14 protein-coding genes and 1 tRNA gene are annotated in these 15577 nt (G+C 42.4%); 8 read left to right on the top strand and 7 right to left on the bottom strand.

Annotated elements, in window-relative coordinates:
* The first annotated feature begins 260 nt into the window (after nucleotides 1-260).
* Together dapE and GDK41_RS04375 are read left to right on the top strand one after the other, a co-directional pair.
* The gene (gene dapE, locus GDK41_RS04370; protein ID WP_152085266.1) at nucleotides 261-1436 is read left to right on the top strand and encodes a succinyl-diaminopimelate desuccinylase; all 1176 of its coding nucleotides are present in this window, start codon (nucleotides 261-263) and stop codon (nucleotides 1434-1436) included.
* Nucleotides 1437-1624: 188 nt separating this feature from the next.
* A complete protein-coding gene (locus tag GDK41_RS04375; RefSeq protein WP_152085267.1) occupies nucleotides 1625-2071 on the top strand; it encodes an Hsp20 family protein in 447 nt (148 codons plus the stop codon).
* Nucleotides 2072-2164: 93 nt separating this feature from the next.
* On the opposite strand, the gene GDK41_RS04380 is transcribed toward GDK41_RS04375, so the two are convergent.
* From GDK41_RS04380 to GDK41_RS04405, 6 genes are all read right to left on the bottom strand, one after another.
* A complete protein-coding gene (locus GDK41_RS04380) occupies nucleotides 2165-3373 on the bottom strand; it encodes an NAD(P)/FAD-dependent oxidoreductase (RefSeq protein WP_152085268.1) in 1209 nt (402 codons plus the stop codon).
* Nucleotides 3360-4760: an FAD/NAD(P)-dependent oxidoreductase gene (locus GDK41_RS04385; protein ID WP_152085269.1), complete on the bottom strand. Its 1401-nt coding sequence runs from the start codon at nucleotides 4758-4760 to the stop codon at nucleotides 3360-3362. Before GDK41_RS04385 ends, GDK41_RS04380 begins: the two co-directional genes overlap by 14 nt.
* Entirely contained in the window at nucleotides 4757-5071 is a 315-nt protein-coding gene (locus GDK41_RS04390) for a (2Fe-2S)-binding protein (RefSeq protein ID WP_152085270.1), read from the bottom strand. Before GDK41_RS04390 ends, GDK41_RS04385 begins: the two co-directional genes overlap by 4 nt.
* Nucleotides 5072-5253: 182 nt before the next feature.
* Nucleotides 5254-5787 carry a hypothetical protein gene (locus GDK41_RS04395; RefSeq protein ID WP_152085271.1) on the bottom strand — a complete coding sequence of 178 codons (534 nt, stop codon included), beginning with the start codon at nucleotides 5785-5787 and terminating at the stop codon, nucleotides 5254-5256.
* Between the two features lie 3 nt (nucleotides 5788-5790).
* Nucleotides 5791-6966: a peptidylprolyl isomerase gene (locus tag GDK41_RS04400; protein ID WP_152085272.1), complete on the bottom strand. Its 1176-nt coding sequence runs from the start codon at nucleotides 6964-6966 to the stop codon at nucleotides 5791-5793.
* Nucleotides 6966-7976, bottom strand: a complete 1011-nt coding sequence (locus GDK41_RS04405) for a phospholipase (protein WP_152085273.1) — start codon at nucleotides 7974-7976, stop codon at nucleotides 6966-6968. Before GDK41_RS04405 ends, GDK41_RS04400 begins: the two co-directional genes overlap by 1 nt.
* A gap of 196 nt (nucleotides 7977-8172) precedes the next feature.
* On the opposite strand from GDK41_RS04405, the gene GDK41_RS04410 reads away from it, so the two are divergent.
* A complete protein-coding gene (locus tag GDK41_RS04410; RefSeq protein WP_232056522.1) occupies nucleotides 8173-9000 on the top strand; it encodes a MipA/OmpV family protein in 828 nt (275 codons plus the stop codon).
* Complete coding sequence (locus GDK41_RS04415; protein WP_152085274.1) at nucleotides 8990-9394, top strand: DUF3019 domain-containing protein; 405 nt, start codon at nucleotides 8990-8992, stop codon at nucleotides 9392-9394. Before GDK41_RS04410 ends, GDK41_RS04415 begins: the two co-directional genes overlap by 11 nt.
* A gap of 256 nt (nucleotides 9395-9650) precedes the next feature.
* Here the strand turns inward: GDK41_RS04415 and GDK41_RS04420 are convergent, their stop codons facing one another.
* Nucleotides 9651-10133, bottom strand: coding sequence for a globin domain-containing protein (locus GDK41_RS04420; protein WP_152085275.1), 483 nt, complete (start codon nucleotides 10131-10133; stop codon nucleotides 9651-9653).
* A 348-nt stretch (nucleotides 10134-10481) separates the two neighbouring features.
* Here GDK41_RS04420 and GDK41_RS04425 point away from each other — a divergent pair.
* From GDK41_RS04425 to infB, 4 genes are all read left to right on the top strand, one after another.
* Nucleotides 10482-10558, top strand: a tRNA-Met gene (locus tag GDK41_RS04425).
* A gap of 262 nt (nucleotides 10559-10820) precedes the next feature.
* Nucleotides 10821-11276, top strand: a complete 456-nt coding sequence (gene rimP, locus GDK41_RS04430) for a ribosome maturation factor RimP (protein ID WP_152085276.1) — start codon at nucleotides 10821-10823, stop codon at nucleotides 11274-11276.
* Nucleotides 11277-11316: 40 nt separating this feature from the next.
* A complete protein-coding gene (nusA, locus tag GDK41_RS04435) occupies nucleotides 11317-12819 on the top strand; it encodes a transcription termination factor NusA (protein ID WP_152085277.1) in 1503 nt (500 codons plus the stop codon).
* Between the two features lie 25 nt (nucleotides 12820-12844).
* A complete protein-coding gene (gene infB, locus GDK41_RS04440; protein ID WP_152085278.1) occupies nucleotides 12845-15493 on the top strand; it encodes a translation initiation factor IF-2 in 2649 nt (882 codons plus the stop codon).
* The last annotated feature ends 84 nt before the right edge of the window (nucleotides 15494-15577 follow it).

The following is a 15577-nucleotide window of genomic DNA, read 5'->3' on the forward strand; positions in this document are numbered from 1 at the left end:
CTGAACCTATACGAGGTATATCTTTTTGTTGGGTTCATAATAAGAGCAACCAGAATTAAAAAGCTGTTCTAGATCAATATTTATCATTGGATGTTTCAGAAATTTTTGAAAGTTTGATTTAGATTAAGTTTTAATACTTAAAAAGGTCGCTTTTTCGTATGTAGGTGATAGCTGTCATAAACATGACGCATAGCCGCCATGAAATCGCAATATCTAATCGCTGTAATTAACAATCATGTTTAAGTACAGAGCTTATAATTATGGCGCAACACTTAGCGAGTATCGCAGACTTTCCTTTAACCACTGTAGAGAAGCTACAAAAACTTATTCAAGCACCTTCAATTACTCCTGAAGACGCTGGTACATTGAGCTGGCTTGCGACTCGATTGCATGAACTAGGCTTTGAGATTTTACTATTAGAAGAAACTCAAGGGGTTAGAAATTTAGTAGCAAGGCGCTGCTTTACACACGGACCTCATTTTGCTTTTGCTGGCCATGTCGATGTGGTTCCAGCGACAAGTAAAGGGTGGTTGGCATCGCCTTTTAGCGGCGATATTATCGATGGCTGTATTATTGGCCGTGGTGCTGCAGACATGAAAGGCGATATTGCAGCAATGCTCAGCGCAACCGAGCAGTTATGTGCTCTTGATATGGAGGCAAAGGGCACATTCTACTGGCTGCTTACCTCTGATGAGGAAGGTGAAGCAGAGTTCGGCTCAAAGCGAATTGCAGGCTTTTTGGATGAACAAGACATTAAGCTGGATGCCTGTTTAGTTGGCGAGCCTACGTCAGATAAAAATGTTGGTGATACGATTAAAAATGGCCGACGTGGCGCACTTTCTGGACGTTTGCAAGTCAATGGTAAAGCAGGTCACGTTGCTTATCCCGATAATACTATTAACGCTGCACATATAGCTGGAGAAATCGTCTCTGCGCTGACGCAGTTAGTATGGTGGAAAGATGAACCAGGCTCTAAAACACATTTACAAGTGACAGGGATCACGGTACCTAATATTGTAGATAATTTAGTGCCGAGTGAATGTGAAATCACCTTTAATGTGCGTTATAGCCACGCTTATCGTAGTGATGATGTATGCGAGCTAATTGGGTCGGTTTTAGAAAAGTGGCAATCTAACTTGCAGTGTGTTTGGGAAAGGCCTTGTGAGCCTTATTACACGGGTGCAAAAAAACAGAACTGTTTTTTATCTTTGACTGAGAAAGCTATCTATCAAGCAATTGGGCAATATCCGTCGTTGAGTACTTCTGGTGGAACATCAGATGGACGCTTCTTTGCTTCACCTCACACCCAAGTGATTGAATGTGGTGTTCGTAATCATACTATTCATCAGGTCAATGAGCATGTCTCTATTGCCGATCTGCATGTGATTGAAAAGATCTACTTTAATGTTTTAAAAGAGTTTTTTAAAAAAGATTGATTGGTCAGCTAAAAAATTTGTTATTTTTTACTTGAAAACAAATTTAGTGGCCATAGATATAAAAGTGAAGACGCCGTAATGGGTCTTCATTATAAATAACAAATTGATTTTAAAATAATTAAAATAGCTTATGACTGGTTCTAGAAGAAGAGTCTGTAGCTAATATCGCTTAAATTGAGGATATCATTATGCGCACAGTAGACCTATCTCCACTATATCGTTCATTTATTGGTTTTGATCACCTAGCATCTTTAATGGATGCAGCCGCAAGAACAGATAAACAACCTAGCTTTCCGCCTTATAATATCGAGCTGTTGGATCAAGATAAGTACCAAATTACCATGGCAGTCGCTGGTTTTAGTGAGCAAGAGCTCAGTATTGAGTCTGAAAACAATACATTAAAAGTATCAGGCATCAAAGCTGAAAAAAGCGCCCAGTCGCAGCGAAAGTTTATTCATCAGGGCATTGCAGAGCGCAGCTTTGAGCGCAAGTTTCAATTAGGTGATCACGTTAAAGTGATTGGTGCTGAATTAGAGCATGGCTTATTGGTGATTAATCTCGAACGAGAGATCCCAGAAGCGTTAAAGCCACGAAAAATTGCAATTGGAACTGGAAAAGTGCTTGAGAGTAAGTAAGTTAAAACAGATTTCCCTGACTGTTGTTAACGACTAATTTTGCAGCAATGCCGCTTAGTGAGCGGCATTGCTGCTTTTATACATACAGTAATTTTAAGAGTAAAAGCGCTCTACACTAAAGGGAGCAAGGTCGAGTGACGTTGGTTTACCCATTACAAGCTCTGTTATTAGTTTGCCGGTAATGGCCGATGTTAAAATGCCAGTGCGAAAATGGCCGCAGGCATTTAGGTAACCTTCAATACCTGGGGTTTTTCCCAATACTGGCAGTTCGTCAGGCGTACCAGGGCGAAGTCCTGCCCAACAGCGTTTTATATTACTTTGTTTGAGTATCGGTAGGCATTTAGTTGCGCCTTGAGATAGTTCGGTAATTTTATCTAGACTGTTAGTCGTATCAAAGCCTTTTTCTTCTGTGGATGAGCCAATTAGAATTTCTCCGTTGTCTTTTTGCGCAACATAGCAATCACTAGTGCTAATACAGCCTCTTAAGACTTTTGGTAAACGCTCTGATAAAACGATTTGGCCCTTAACCGGATAAACTGGCATTTCCTTGTCGGTAGCCTTTTGGAACAACTCATTTGCCCATGCGCCTGTTGCGTTGATAAGCGTGTTACAGTGGTAGGTATCATCGGCAGTTTGCACACCAACTACTCGATTACCATCGCGTAGTACTTCATCGATTTGTGTATTGAGTATAAGCTGTACTCCATTTTGTCGAGCACCTTCCAGATAGGCGTCAACCAAACGGTATGGGTTTACTTGGTGATCGCAAGTAAAATCAATGGCACCAATAGCATCTTCAGTAATATAAGGTTCTTCGGCTTTGAGCTCTTCTTCGCTTAGCCACCTTACCTGATCAGATAAATGTGGAATACCACTTAAAATTTGATCTGCATAGACTTTATCATCTTGGTTATACATCACAAATTTCAGTCCGGTGCGCTCAAATTTAAAATCAACACCATGTTTGTTTAGCAGTTCTTTATGTAGCTCTGGGTACATATTGTTGGAGGTTAAAGCAAATTCAAAAAAGCAATCTGGAAGTTGATGTGGTCGCATTACTGGCACATCTTTGCCTTTTGCTTCACTTTGCAATTTTGATAAGGTTTTGAAAAATATAACACCACAGCCAAGGCCCACAGACTCACCAATTGCCCAAAGTCCCCCTGCGGATGCTCGAGAGGCATTGCCGGGTTTTTTGATGTCAATAAGTGCGATGGTTAGGTCGGTATCGCGGCTAAGAAAATAGGCACAGGCGGCACCAATGGCGCCGCCGCCGGCGATGATTACATCATAGTGCTTCATGGGTATCCTCCAGCAGGGTAAATGGAATGGGGTCAAGCGGGAATCGAGGTTTGACAGTACCAATGTTATCTATAAAACCGGCGTGGTGAAGGCGGTCGATAGCGTAACTTGTACATGTTTTTCCTTGGCAGTCGCCCATGCCGATACGAGTTCTCATTTTTAAACTAGTGATGTCTTTTGCACCTTGTTCGATTGCCTGATCAATTTGACCGCGAGTAGCCTGCTCACAACGACAAACAACGGTATCCTCTTTAGGTAGCTCAAGAAGTCCAAATTGCCTTGCGCTGAAACGGTCAAAGCCACAGCGAAATCGTTTTATTCGCTCAAGCTTTCTATGAACTTTCCCTGCCAGTTGTTCAGCTTCTTTAGGTGATATTTTATTGCGTTTTTGAGCAATATGAATTGCTGCAATTTGCCCTTCAAAAATGGCCGCATCGGCACCTAGTAAGCCATTTGCATCGCCAACGATATACGTGTTTTCTAAGCTACTTTTTTGCCATTGATCTAACGTTGGCACGTAGCCGCAGACTTGGCTGTATTGATGTTTGGCACCTAGCAACATTGCAAGTTGGCTACGAGAAACAAACCCATAGCCTACGCCGATTGCGTCAACATCAATCGTTTTTGTGTGTTTTAAGTTTGCTTGCCAACACTCGTTGTATGGCGCAACAGCCATGCGTTGCAACGTTTCATTGCCTTGGGCCTGAACGATACCCCAGCCATAATAAAAAGGGATATCATGCTTTTTGAGGTAGGCCATCATACTCAGACCTGAGAGTGTTAACTTCGGCTTATTAAGTAAGGCAATAGCTTCTTTTGCCAACTTATTAAATTGACTCGCCTCGTAGACACCGGCAACGTCTACGCCCGCTTTATGTAGCTGGCAGGCAACAAGGGGCAGTAGTGGCCCTGTTCCAACTAAAGCCATGCGGGTGCCAGGTTTAACTAAGCCACTTTTTATTTGCAGTTGTACGCCGCCTAAAAGCATTACGCCGGGAAGTTGCCAACCAGGAAATGGCACACTACGTTCGTGACAGCCTGTTGCGAGTATTAATTCCTGATATTCAATGCTAGAGAGGGTATTCTCCTTGTTAAGTAGCAGTTTGTTTTGCCCTTCAGGACCTAGCACACGTGTTTGAGTGAGGAATTCAATATGGTGTTGTTGTGCACTATAGCGTGTTCTGAGCGCGTCCATTGCACGTTTTAAATTGTCGTCTAAATGAGGTAAGTCGTCGCTATCTCTTAGCGGACCACGATAAATCACGCCTCCTATTTTCGATGCTTCTTCAACAACCACGCTATTAATCCCAAGTTTACCTAGCTGAGCGGCGGCAGCAGTACCAGAGGGGCCAGCCCCGACAATTACAACCGGATGGGGTGTTGTCATTTTATTCCCTCCTCACAAAAGCGGTTGCTCAGTGTTTCAACAGTCATATTGGGCTGCACTAGGGTTTGACATGCTCGCTGTTTAAATTGATCATTAACTTTAACTTGGCAACAGTGGCAGACACCCATACCACAATAAGCGCCACAGTGGCGGTGATGATCATTGTTCATAATACGTTTATGGTCAGTAGCGAGTAACACCGATAGCAACGTTTCTCCAGCTGCTGCTCTTACTTGCTGATTATTGATGGTGATATTAAACGATGCGCCAAGAATAGGGGTTATATCCTTTGTTCGCTTTAAACTTTTCATACTTTCCTCGAATAATTTATTGCTTAATTTGATCCTTGGGTGAATAAAACACCCTCAAGGCAGGAGGTTATAGGGTAAGAAAAGCTAAAACAAACAATATACTTACAATTGGTTTACTTTGTTGGGTTTTATTGATCTAGATCGTTAAAATGACTTTTGAATGATACCTGACCCCGACATTGTTACTTTGTATTGGCCAGCTCTTGTTCTAGCTTTTCGCTCATCTGCATAATTCCATTTACTTTACTTTCAGCAAACTTAAGTTCTTCTTCACTGATCCCTTGCTCGCGGCCACGCTCTATCAGTGCCTGTAGGCGTTTAACTTTATCTTTTGCGGCAATAATGAACGCTTGTTTTAGTTCTCTTTCTTGTTGATCACCATAGGCTTGGTAGCTTTCGTAATCACTGAGATCTCCTTGATAAGACGTTGAGGTTGTGTGCTTACCGATGGGTGGAATGTATACATCATCGATTTGCTGGGGGCTCGCTGCTGGTATTGTTGTACTAGTGGAGTTAGGTTCAACTGCGCTTTGTTGTTTTTCAGGGGGGCTGTTAGTCGTTTTTAGAGCCTCGGGTGGCTGTGTAATCGCATGCTGATGATACGGCGTTTTCTCTTTTCCACTTGTGAGGCTTGATTTTGACTCACTGTGTAAAAGTTGTGTGCTCAAAAGTATCAACGTAGCACTGATTAAGAGTAAGATATATTTAATTTTCATAGTTTATATTTTGCTTTTCAACCAGTTAGTTTTTAATTCATGATAGGCTGCTTTCGCCATCGCGTCGGTTAGAGCAAGTCTTGCTTGGTATTTTACCGTTTCACTATCTTTATCGTAGTATTCATAAAAGCGTCGTGTTGTTTGTGCCACAAACCATAAGCCATTAGGTGAGCGAATGGGTTTTGACAATTGGTTAGTTGGCAAACTAAACACAACCTGTTGCGTCCAAGCGTTGTGCTTTTGACGTTGTACCAGCCCCTTTTCATTTGCAAATAGGTCAACTTGCTTAAAATGAAGCAGCGCCTGGTTAAAATCATGGTCAGACGCATATTTATGGAATTGCTCAGCCTTTACCTTGTCTTTGAACAATGCGCCACTTGCCTGAACTTTTTGTATGTATTTAAAGTTGTGCTTATTGTTCTCATAAAAACGGTGTATCGCTTGTTCTTCTATACGTATTTGTATGGCCTCTAAATAGTCACTACGCTCGCCGTGCAAGCTATGCGCAACGCCAAAATAGGTTAGCATCACTGGCCGCAGCAGCTCTGCTTTAGCTATTTCTTTTAGCTTTTTGCTAGATAGGTTTTGTGCAGTTAGCTTGTCTGTAAGTTTGTGTATGATTAGGTTAAACCGACGGTGCTGGCCAATAAGTGTCTTAAATAGCGCTATGTCACCTTGGTGTAGCTTATAGCGGTTTTGCATAGATTGCTCAGCCATTAATGTCGCCAGAGTGAGCGGTCCGCTAACGAGGTGACTTAAGTTGATAGTTTCCAACTTTTTTAGCTGCGCTTGTGTATAGGTATTGTTGCTAGGGTAGCTGGGTAAATGTGTTGTTAGCCATTTTGAAGAATAGGAACGCCATGCATTAGTATCTAGCTCTGGAATGCTTGGCAAAGTAAATTGGCTAGTAAGTAATGATAAAGTGTATCTTCTTGCATGATAATCACTACTAAAACCTACGGGCGATTGTTTGGTAAGAACTTTAGGGATACGTTGTTTGGCTTGGTCTAATAAAAAGGCATTTTCGAGTAAACGAGATTCGGTTTGTACCAGTGTAATAGCTGGGTTTTTCTTTTTAAGCAATTGCTGCACGAGTTTGACCTCTGCGCTATTAAACAGCGCCTGAGCAAAAGTAGGCAAGCAGATAAAGCTTGCCAAAAAGAGTAGTAAAACACGCATTAACGGGCCACCATTGCGTGATTTAGTAAGTGTACGACCATTGCGATGGCATGTGGGATCACAAGCTTTGCGGTATTTAAACGGTCGTAGTGATCTTTTGAATTAAGTACGATGCCTCCTTGAGCGTAAGATAATGCACCACCTTGGGTTAACAGCGGGCGAATATCTTGGCTGTTAGTTGCTATAGGAGCAAAGCTATTTAATGCTTCACGAACGAGTTGGGTATTGTTCAGGTTTTCTCTATCGTAATAATCTTTTACCCAAGACTCCCAGCTTGAGTGGTTTAAGTCTGAAGTCGTCCAAGTGTGGTGAGGTTGTAAAAGATCGGTGGTATGAAACACAAAGCCAAGAATTTGTGGGTTACCACTTTGAAGATATTTTTGATACCAATATTGGCCGAGATTATCGATAGGTTGAAATGGCATTTCTTCAAAGTCATCATACATATTATAAGTAGAGTGACTATCAATGCGGTAATTCGCTTCGGTGATCCCATAGCTGTTATATTTTGTGTCGTCGGCTTTAAACCAACCTGTTTCGCCGCCACGGCCATCATCAAGATAATCTCCTTTTAACCACGTGGACGCAATAGAGTCGACGGTGCCCCAAACGGTCAGTTTTTCCCAGTTGTAGCCACCAAAATCGTTACCATGCACATCAGCTCCTTGCGTGTGGTTTTGAAAGTGCCAGTAACTCGTATACTTTACTATGCTTTGTGCTGCCCCCCAAAGTGGCGCTTGAACACAATCACCTGTAATGGCACCGCAAAAAAAAGTGTCTTCAAAATCATCTACATCATAGGCCGCTTGGCCTAACAATTGTGCTAGGGCTGTCACACTCATGTTGTTAGTTTGGGCATACTGAACAAGTTTTTGGTACTCGGTAGAAGCGGGATTTTGAGCCATATAGTTAACAGCATCTATGACAATTCGCTTATGGGTTTCTTGACTAAACGCGTGTGTATTAAGCGATGCGACACAGAGCAACGAGCAGAGAATTATTTTTTTCATTTTTTATCCTATGGGTAAAGTAATCACTCTAGTTTGAGCTGCAGTATTTCACACCTAAAATGTTACTTTTTGATTTCACTTGAGTTAATTTTTAGATTTTTAACGTGGAAGCAATATGTGATTGTTGGTCGTGCTCTGGTCAGGTATGATTAGGTAATAAATTCGGCACAAATATAAATTAGAACAAGAATGCCTAATGATGATAAATAATATAAAAATACTGTTAACTGCTCTGTTGCTGTGTATACCGATACATGCGAATGCTCAATCTGAGCCTGACGATAGTGATGAGCTTTTTTGGCAGCTTAGTGTCGGTGCCTATTGGGTGGATTATTCTTTACCTGAATTGAAAGGGGCTGATTCTGACTTTAGTGGCGTTAACATTCTAGCTGATGCTCGTATTGAGTATAAAAACTTTTACTTGCGGGTTAAGTCTGGAGATTTTTTTGGTGGTGCTGATATTGGCTATCAAGTCTGGAATGATGGCGAGCAGGGCGTTGACCTTATCTATGGTCATTATCAAATAGGGTTTTCACAAACCGGCTATATGACGGATGATAATGTCGTACCGGAGCTAGAGGGAATTAAAACGCGTCACCAAGATCAATCATTTGGTTTAGCATATTACAGAACTTTCGATCAGTATGAAGCTGTATTTGAAGTCGTATATGACGCATTTGGTGGCAGTAATGGTTGGGTGATGCATGCTGAAGCAACACGAACGTTTGAACTGAGAAACTGGGATCTTTGGCTTAATTTTGGTGCTAATTATTATTCAGGCAACTTTATTGACTATTTTTATGGGATTGATGTCGACGAGCAATCATCATATTTGCCTGCATATGAAGTTAATGGTGCGTCTTCAGTTTTTGTTCAGACCCAAGCTAACTACCCGATTGCTGTCGACTGGGTATTTAGTACAGGAGCATCAGTGTTAATTGGCTCCTCTAACGTTACAAACAGTCCTTTAATAGGCTCACGCTATGCAACTGCTGTTTTTGCTGGAGTGAAATATGTATTTTAAAGCCATGTCAGCAAAGTATTTGCTAGGAGCAACTTTAGGATTAGCGGTGTCAGGTTTGTCTGCCGAGGAACAAGTATCGAGCCAAATCTTACAAGCAACGCCAAACAAGTGTGTCGCACTAAACCAAGGAAGAACTTGCTATGCCGATGTGAAGTTTAAAGTAAATACCCCCGCGGTTGGTGATTACTGTATACGCCAGAGTCAATCAAAAAAAATCTTACAATGTTGGGCTAATACACGTGCTTTTGTATTTACCCTTAATTTTGGCTCTGCAGAAAGCTTGAGTTATGAGTTAATATCTCAAGTTGATAGAGACGTACTCGCAGTGACGACAATTGAGGTAAATTGGGTGCACAAGGTTCAGGTGAAAAAACGCCGTTGGCGTCTTTTCTAGTGCGTAGGTGTATCTCTTATTAGCTATTGTCACAGCCTATTGTAGAACAAAAAAACTAATATAGAGATGAACGCCGCGACTAGGCTAGGCTTAGCTCCACAGTTAGATTAAGAAGGGTTGCTTACCCCCCAAATTTAAACAGCATATTGAATGGCAAACAATGCCGCTACGCGACGTTTAGCCATTCAATATATCAAATCTGGCGGTTATCAAATGAGTGCTAATTTTAAACAAAAACAGTGTAGCTATTGCTGAGTCATCTGATCGTCAACGTTAGTTGCTGTTTGTTAGCTCTAAACTGTTCAAGACATACGACGTTACTAGAGTGAAACAGTACATTTTTGATTATGTTTGCAAAAATATGTAAAGCCTTGCGCCACGCATTACGCATTGCAAGCGTGAACTGAGCACCTAGATGCAGCTGCAGTGTTGCTATCATTGCGTTACATATAATACTGATGTCGCTCTCGCTGGGTTTTAATAGTGTAAGATTGCGCGCATGTATACCAATAAACTGGGCAAGTTGCTCCTGTTGGGGCAATAGGTAAAGTGCTTCTTGTATAAATTTGCTTACCCTATGTTCTATGGTGATCAGTTGCTCATTGTTGTTTGGCAACTGTAATTGCATTTCATACCTATTGAACTGGCTTCTCAAACTCACACAAAAACAATGAAAGTTTGGCTGCAGCATAGAAAAAGATTGGGTCAATAACTGATATTGATATGGAGAAATACTCATAATCGCCTCACTGTCGATTAAGAGCGCATCCGTTTGCTCGAACTAAATTAAACCAAACAAAACTACATAATTTGTTATTGGCAGCCAGAGGCAGCCTGATAAATTCAGTATAGTGGGTATCAAAGAAGATGCGAGAAGTTCGATTAAAATTGTGAGAAAAAATTGAAAGGTGTAAGAAATATCTCACGTTAAATAAATGTAACTTTATCTGGGCTGAATGTAAATAAAGACTTTTTGTGAGTATTCTCATGCTTCGCGGTCATGGAATTATTTCAGTCTATGGTTGCTTATTAATGGAACTGTCCTTATAATACAGCCCATATTTTGCAGTGCTTGCACTGCCATTGGCGCGGGATGGAGCAGCCTGGTAGCTCGTCGGGCTCATAACCCGAAGGTCGTCGGTTCAAATCCGGCTCCCGCAACCAATCCTAGAGTAGTTTGCTACTCTTGAATGGTTTCGCGCATTCTTTGTAATGCGCGTTTTGCGTTTAAGCATCAGCTTATTTAGCTGCAGTCTTACGCAACCAAGCAAGGCCTTTGGCCACACAGTTTTGCTTTAGGTGTGACGCCCCGCTTGGTTCGGGGCGTTGTCGTATCTGCAGCTTAGGTTTCTGACCCAAAGCTTTGGTATGAAACATCTAAGTTATTGGGGCTATAGCCCTTTTTTTGTTTGTATGGAGGAATTTTGTGACAAAACTCGAGCAAGAATTGACAGCAATGTTAAACCCCGCGGTGGAAGCTCTAGGGTTTGAATTATTGGGTCTTGAGTTTGTGCAAGCAGGTCGTCACTCTACGTTACGCGTTTACATTGAGCATGAAAATGGTATCACTGTAGATAATTGTGCAGATGTTAGTCGACAAGTAAGTGCAATTTTAGATGTCGAAGACCCCATTACAAATGAATATGATTTAGAAGTGTCTTCTCCAGGTGTTGATAGACCGCTTTTTAAGCCAGCACATTATGAGAAGGCGCAAGGAGAAGAAGTACGTGTTCGTACTAAGCTTCCACAAGACGGTCGCCGTAACTTTAAGGGAGACCTAGTTGCTGTAAGTGGTGACATGATCACAGTGAGCGCAGATGGTGTTGAGCATTTAATTATGCTGAGTAACATTGAGCGTGCGAACATTATCGCAAAGTTTTAGATAGTAAGTGCGAAGGACAAGGGCAAGCGAGGCATTACCTATGGCAAAAGAGATATTATTGGTGGCAGAAGCCGTTTCCAATGAGAAGGCAGTCCCAAGAGAAAAGATTTTTGAAGCATTAGAGTTCGCACTAGCGACTGCAACAAAGAAAAAGCATACTGGCGAAATTGAAGTTCGCGTATCAATTGACCGCAAGACTGGTGAATATGATACTTTCCGCCGTTGGAAAGTTGTTGAGCCACAAGAAGATGGTTCACTGGAAAACCCGTATGCTGAAATTACCATTGAAGCGGCTCAAGTAGATGAGCCTGAGCTCCAATTAGGTGATTTTGTTGAGGAACAAATTGAGTCAATTAAATTTGACCGAATTACAACACAGATGGCGAAGCAAGTCATCGTCCAAAAAGTGCGTGAAGCTGAGCGTGCATTGGTTGTTGAAGCATATAAAGACCAACAAGGTGAGTTAGTAACTGGGGTTGTTAAAAAAGCAACTCGTGATGCGATAGTTATTGACCTTGGCAATAATGCAGAAGCTGTTATTTACCGCGAAGATATGTTGCCACGCGAAAGTTTCCGTCCAGGAGATCGTGTTCGTGGTTTATTATACGAAGTAAAACCTGAAGCGCGTGGAGCACAATTATTTGTTACTCGTTCTAAGCCTGAAATGTTGATGGAACTATTTCGTATCGAAGTGCCTGAGATTGGCGAAGAAATGATTGAGTTGCGCGGTGCGGCTCGTGATCCGGGCTCTCGAGCTAAAATTGCGGTTAAGTCAAATGATAAACGTATAGACCCTGTCGGTGCTTGTGTGGGCATGCGCGGTGCGCGTGTTCAAGCTGTATCTACCGAGTTGGGTGGCGAGCGTGTTGATATCGTTTTATACGATGATAATCCAGCTCAGTTCGTCATTAACGCAATGGCACCGGCTGAAGTTGCATCAATTGTAATGGATGAAGATTCACGTTCAATGGATATCGCTGTTGAAGCGGATAATCTAGCGCAAGCCATTGGCCGTAATGGTCAAAATATTCGTCTTGCTAGCCAGCTAACAGGCTGGGAGTTGAATGTTATGACGGTTGAAGACATGGAAGCAAAGAATGCTGAAGAGTCTGACAAGTTAGTTAACCTATTCACAGAAAATCTAGACATCGATGATGATTTTGCAACGTTGCTAATCAACGAAGGCTTCTCAACTTTAGAAGAAGTTGCTTATGTGCCAGTTGCAGAATTTTTAGAAATTGATGGGCTGGATGAAGACACGGTTGAAGAGCTACGTAACCGTGCGAAAGACGCATTAACGACTAAAGCACTTAAGACTGAAGAGAGTCTTGAAGGTGCCGAGCCTGCTGAAGATTTATTAGCTTTAGAAGGTCTAGAGCGTCATCTTGCATTTGTTATGGCTAGTAAGGGCGTTGTAACGCTTGAAGACTTAGCTGAGCAAGGCATTGACGAGCTAGTAGAAATTACAGAATTATCAGAGCAAGAAGCTGGGCAGTTGATTATGGCTGCGCGAAATATTTGTTGGTTTGGTGAAGACGCATAATATATTAACGGAGGTAACACACACTATGGCAGAAGTGAGCATTGAGAAACTAGCCGAGACTATTGATACAACTGTTGATAAATTACTGCAGCAGTTGAATGATGCAGGGATCACCAAAGGCAAAGATGATAGCGTAACTGAATCTGAGAAAGCACAGCTACTTGACCATCTAAGCAAGCAGCATGGTGGTAAAGGCGCTGAAGGTCCAGAGCGTATGACGTTACAGCGTAAGAGCAAAAGCACGTTGAGTGTAAAAGGCTCTACAGGTAAAGAGAAGTCAGTCTCTGTTGAAGTGCGCAAAAAGCGTACATATGTTAAAAAGAGCGCGATTGATCAGCAAAAAGAGCAAGAGCGTTTAGCGGCAGAAGAAGCTGCACGTAAAGAAGCTGAGTTAAAAGCGCAACAAGAAGCGCAGCAAAGAGCTAAAGAAGAAGCTGAGCGTAAGGCAAAAGAAGAAGCTGAACGTAAAGCCAAAGAAGAAGCTAAGCGTAAAGCTGAGGCTGAGCGCAAAGCGAACGGACAGCAGGACAAAAAAGTGGATAGTGCACAAGTTGAAAAAGACCGCCTAGAAGCTGAGCGTCTGCAAAAAGAAGCAGAAGAGGCAGCATTGAGAAAAGCTGAAGAAGAAGCGAAGCGCCAAGCTGAAGAGGCGCGTAAACTAGCTGAAGAAAATGAAGCTCGTTGGAAAAAAGAAGAAGAGGAACGTCGTCGTCGTGAAGAAACGGCTGACCACCATTTGACGACGTCAACTTACGCTCGTGAAGCGGAAGATGAGTCAGATGCGCGTGAAGAGAAAAGCGCTCGTCGCAAGAAAAAGAAAAAAGGCCCTGCGAAAGTAGAAGCTCCGGTTAGGGGTCGTAAAGGTAAACTTAAAGCACCAACGTCACTACAGCATGGCTTCCAAAAGCCAGTTACTGATGTAAAACAAGAAGTACGCATTAGTGAAACAATCACTGTTGCTGAGCTTGCGTCTCGTATGGCGGTTAAAGGTGCTGAAGTTGTTAAGACTATGATGAAAATGGGCGATATGGTTACTATTAACCAAGTTATTGACCAAGAAACAGCTCAGTTAGTGGCAGAAGAAATGGGCCACAAGGTTATTCTGGTAAAAGAAAACGAGCTTGAAGAGCAAGTATTAAGTGACCGCGCAGAAGTTGACTCTACGGAATCTCGCGCACCAGTAGTAACTGTAATGGGTCACGTTGACCATGGTAAAACATCGACACTTGACTATATTCGTAGTGCAAAAGTTGCTTCAGGCGAAGCGGGTGGGATTACTCAGCATATCGGTGCATATCATGTTGAAACTGAAGGTGGCATGATCACTTTCTTAGATACTCCGGGACACGCAGCGTTTACTTCAATGCGTGCGCGTGGTGCAAAAGCGACAGATATCGTAATTCTTGTTGTTGCAGCAGATGATGGCGTAATGCCACAAACTAAAGAAGCGGTACAACACGCTAAAGCGGCTGGCGTACCTCTTATTGTTGCTGTTAACAAAATGGATAAAGAAGGTGCGGATCCTGACCGTGTTAAAAACGAGTTGGCGCAGCTTGATGTGATTCCTGAAGAATGGGGCGGTGACGTCCAGTTTGTACATATTTCAGCAAAAGCGGGTACTGGTGTTGATGAGTTACTAGAAGCCGTACTGATGCAGGCAGAGTTACTAGAGTTAACCGCACCTACTAAAGGTATGGCTGCGGGTGTGGTGATTGAATCACGTCTTGATAAAGGTCGTGGCCCAGTGGCTACCGTACTTGTTCAGTCTGGTCAGTTAAGTCAAGGCGACATCGTTCTTTGTGGTTTAGAGTACGGTCGAGTTCGTGCGATGCGCGATGAAAACGGTAAAGACATTAAAACTGCGGGCCCATCAATTCCTGTTGAGATCTTAGGCCTATCAGGTGTACCAGCAGCAGGTGATGAAGCGACTGTTGTAAAAGATGAGCGTAAAGCACGTGAAGTTGCTTTATATCGTCAAGGCAAATACCGTGATGTTAAGCTTGCTCGTCAGCAAAAAGCGAAACTTGAGAACATGTTCAGCAACATGACTGAAGGTAATGTGTCTGAAGTAAACGTTGTACTTAAAGCTGACGTACAAGGCTCTATTGAAGCAATTGCAGATTCACTGACTAAGCTTTCAACAGATGAAGTTAAAGTGAAGATTGTAGGCTCAGGTGTTGGTGGTATTACAGAAACTGACGCAACTTTAGCTGCAGCATCTAATGCGATTATTGTTGGCTTTAACGTACGTGCAGATGCATCTGCTCGTAAAGTGATTGAAGCTGAAAACTTAGACCTACGTTATTACAGCGTTATCTATAGCTTGATTGAAGAAGTGAAACAGGCGATGTCTGGTATGCTTGCACCTGAATTCAAGCAAGAGATCATTGGCCTTGCCGAAGTGCGTGATGTATTTAAATCACCAAAAATCGGTGCGATTGCCGGCTGTATGGTTACGGAAGGTATTGTTAAACGTAGTGCGCCTATCCGCGTACTTCGTGACAACGTCGTTATCTACGAAGGTGAACTAGAATCACTACGTCGCTTTAAAGATGATGTACAAGAAGTACGTAATGGTATGGAATGTGGTATCGGCGTTAAGAACTACAATGATGTTAAAGTTGGCGACCAAATCGAGGTATTCGAAACGGTTGAAGTACAACGTACTTTATAATCCGACTTCATAAAGAGTGGTTAAAATGGGGGCATTAGCCCCCATTTTGTCTATTGTGTAGAAATAAAACTTGTTTATATTTTT

It is taken from the genome of Pseudoalteromonas sp. A25 (assembly GCF_009176705.1).
GTDB lineage: Bacteria > Pseudomonadota > Gammaproteobacteria > Enterobacterales > Alteromonadaceae > Pseudoalteromonas.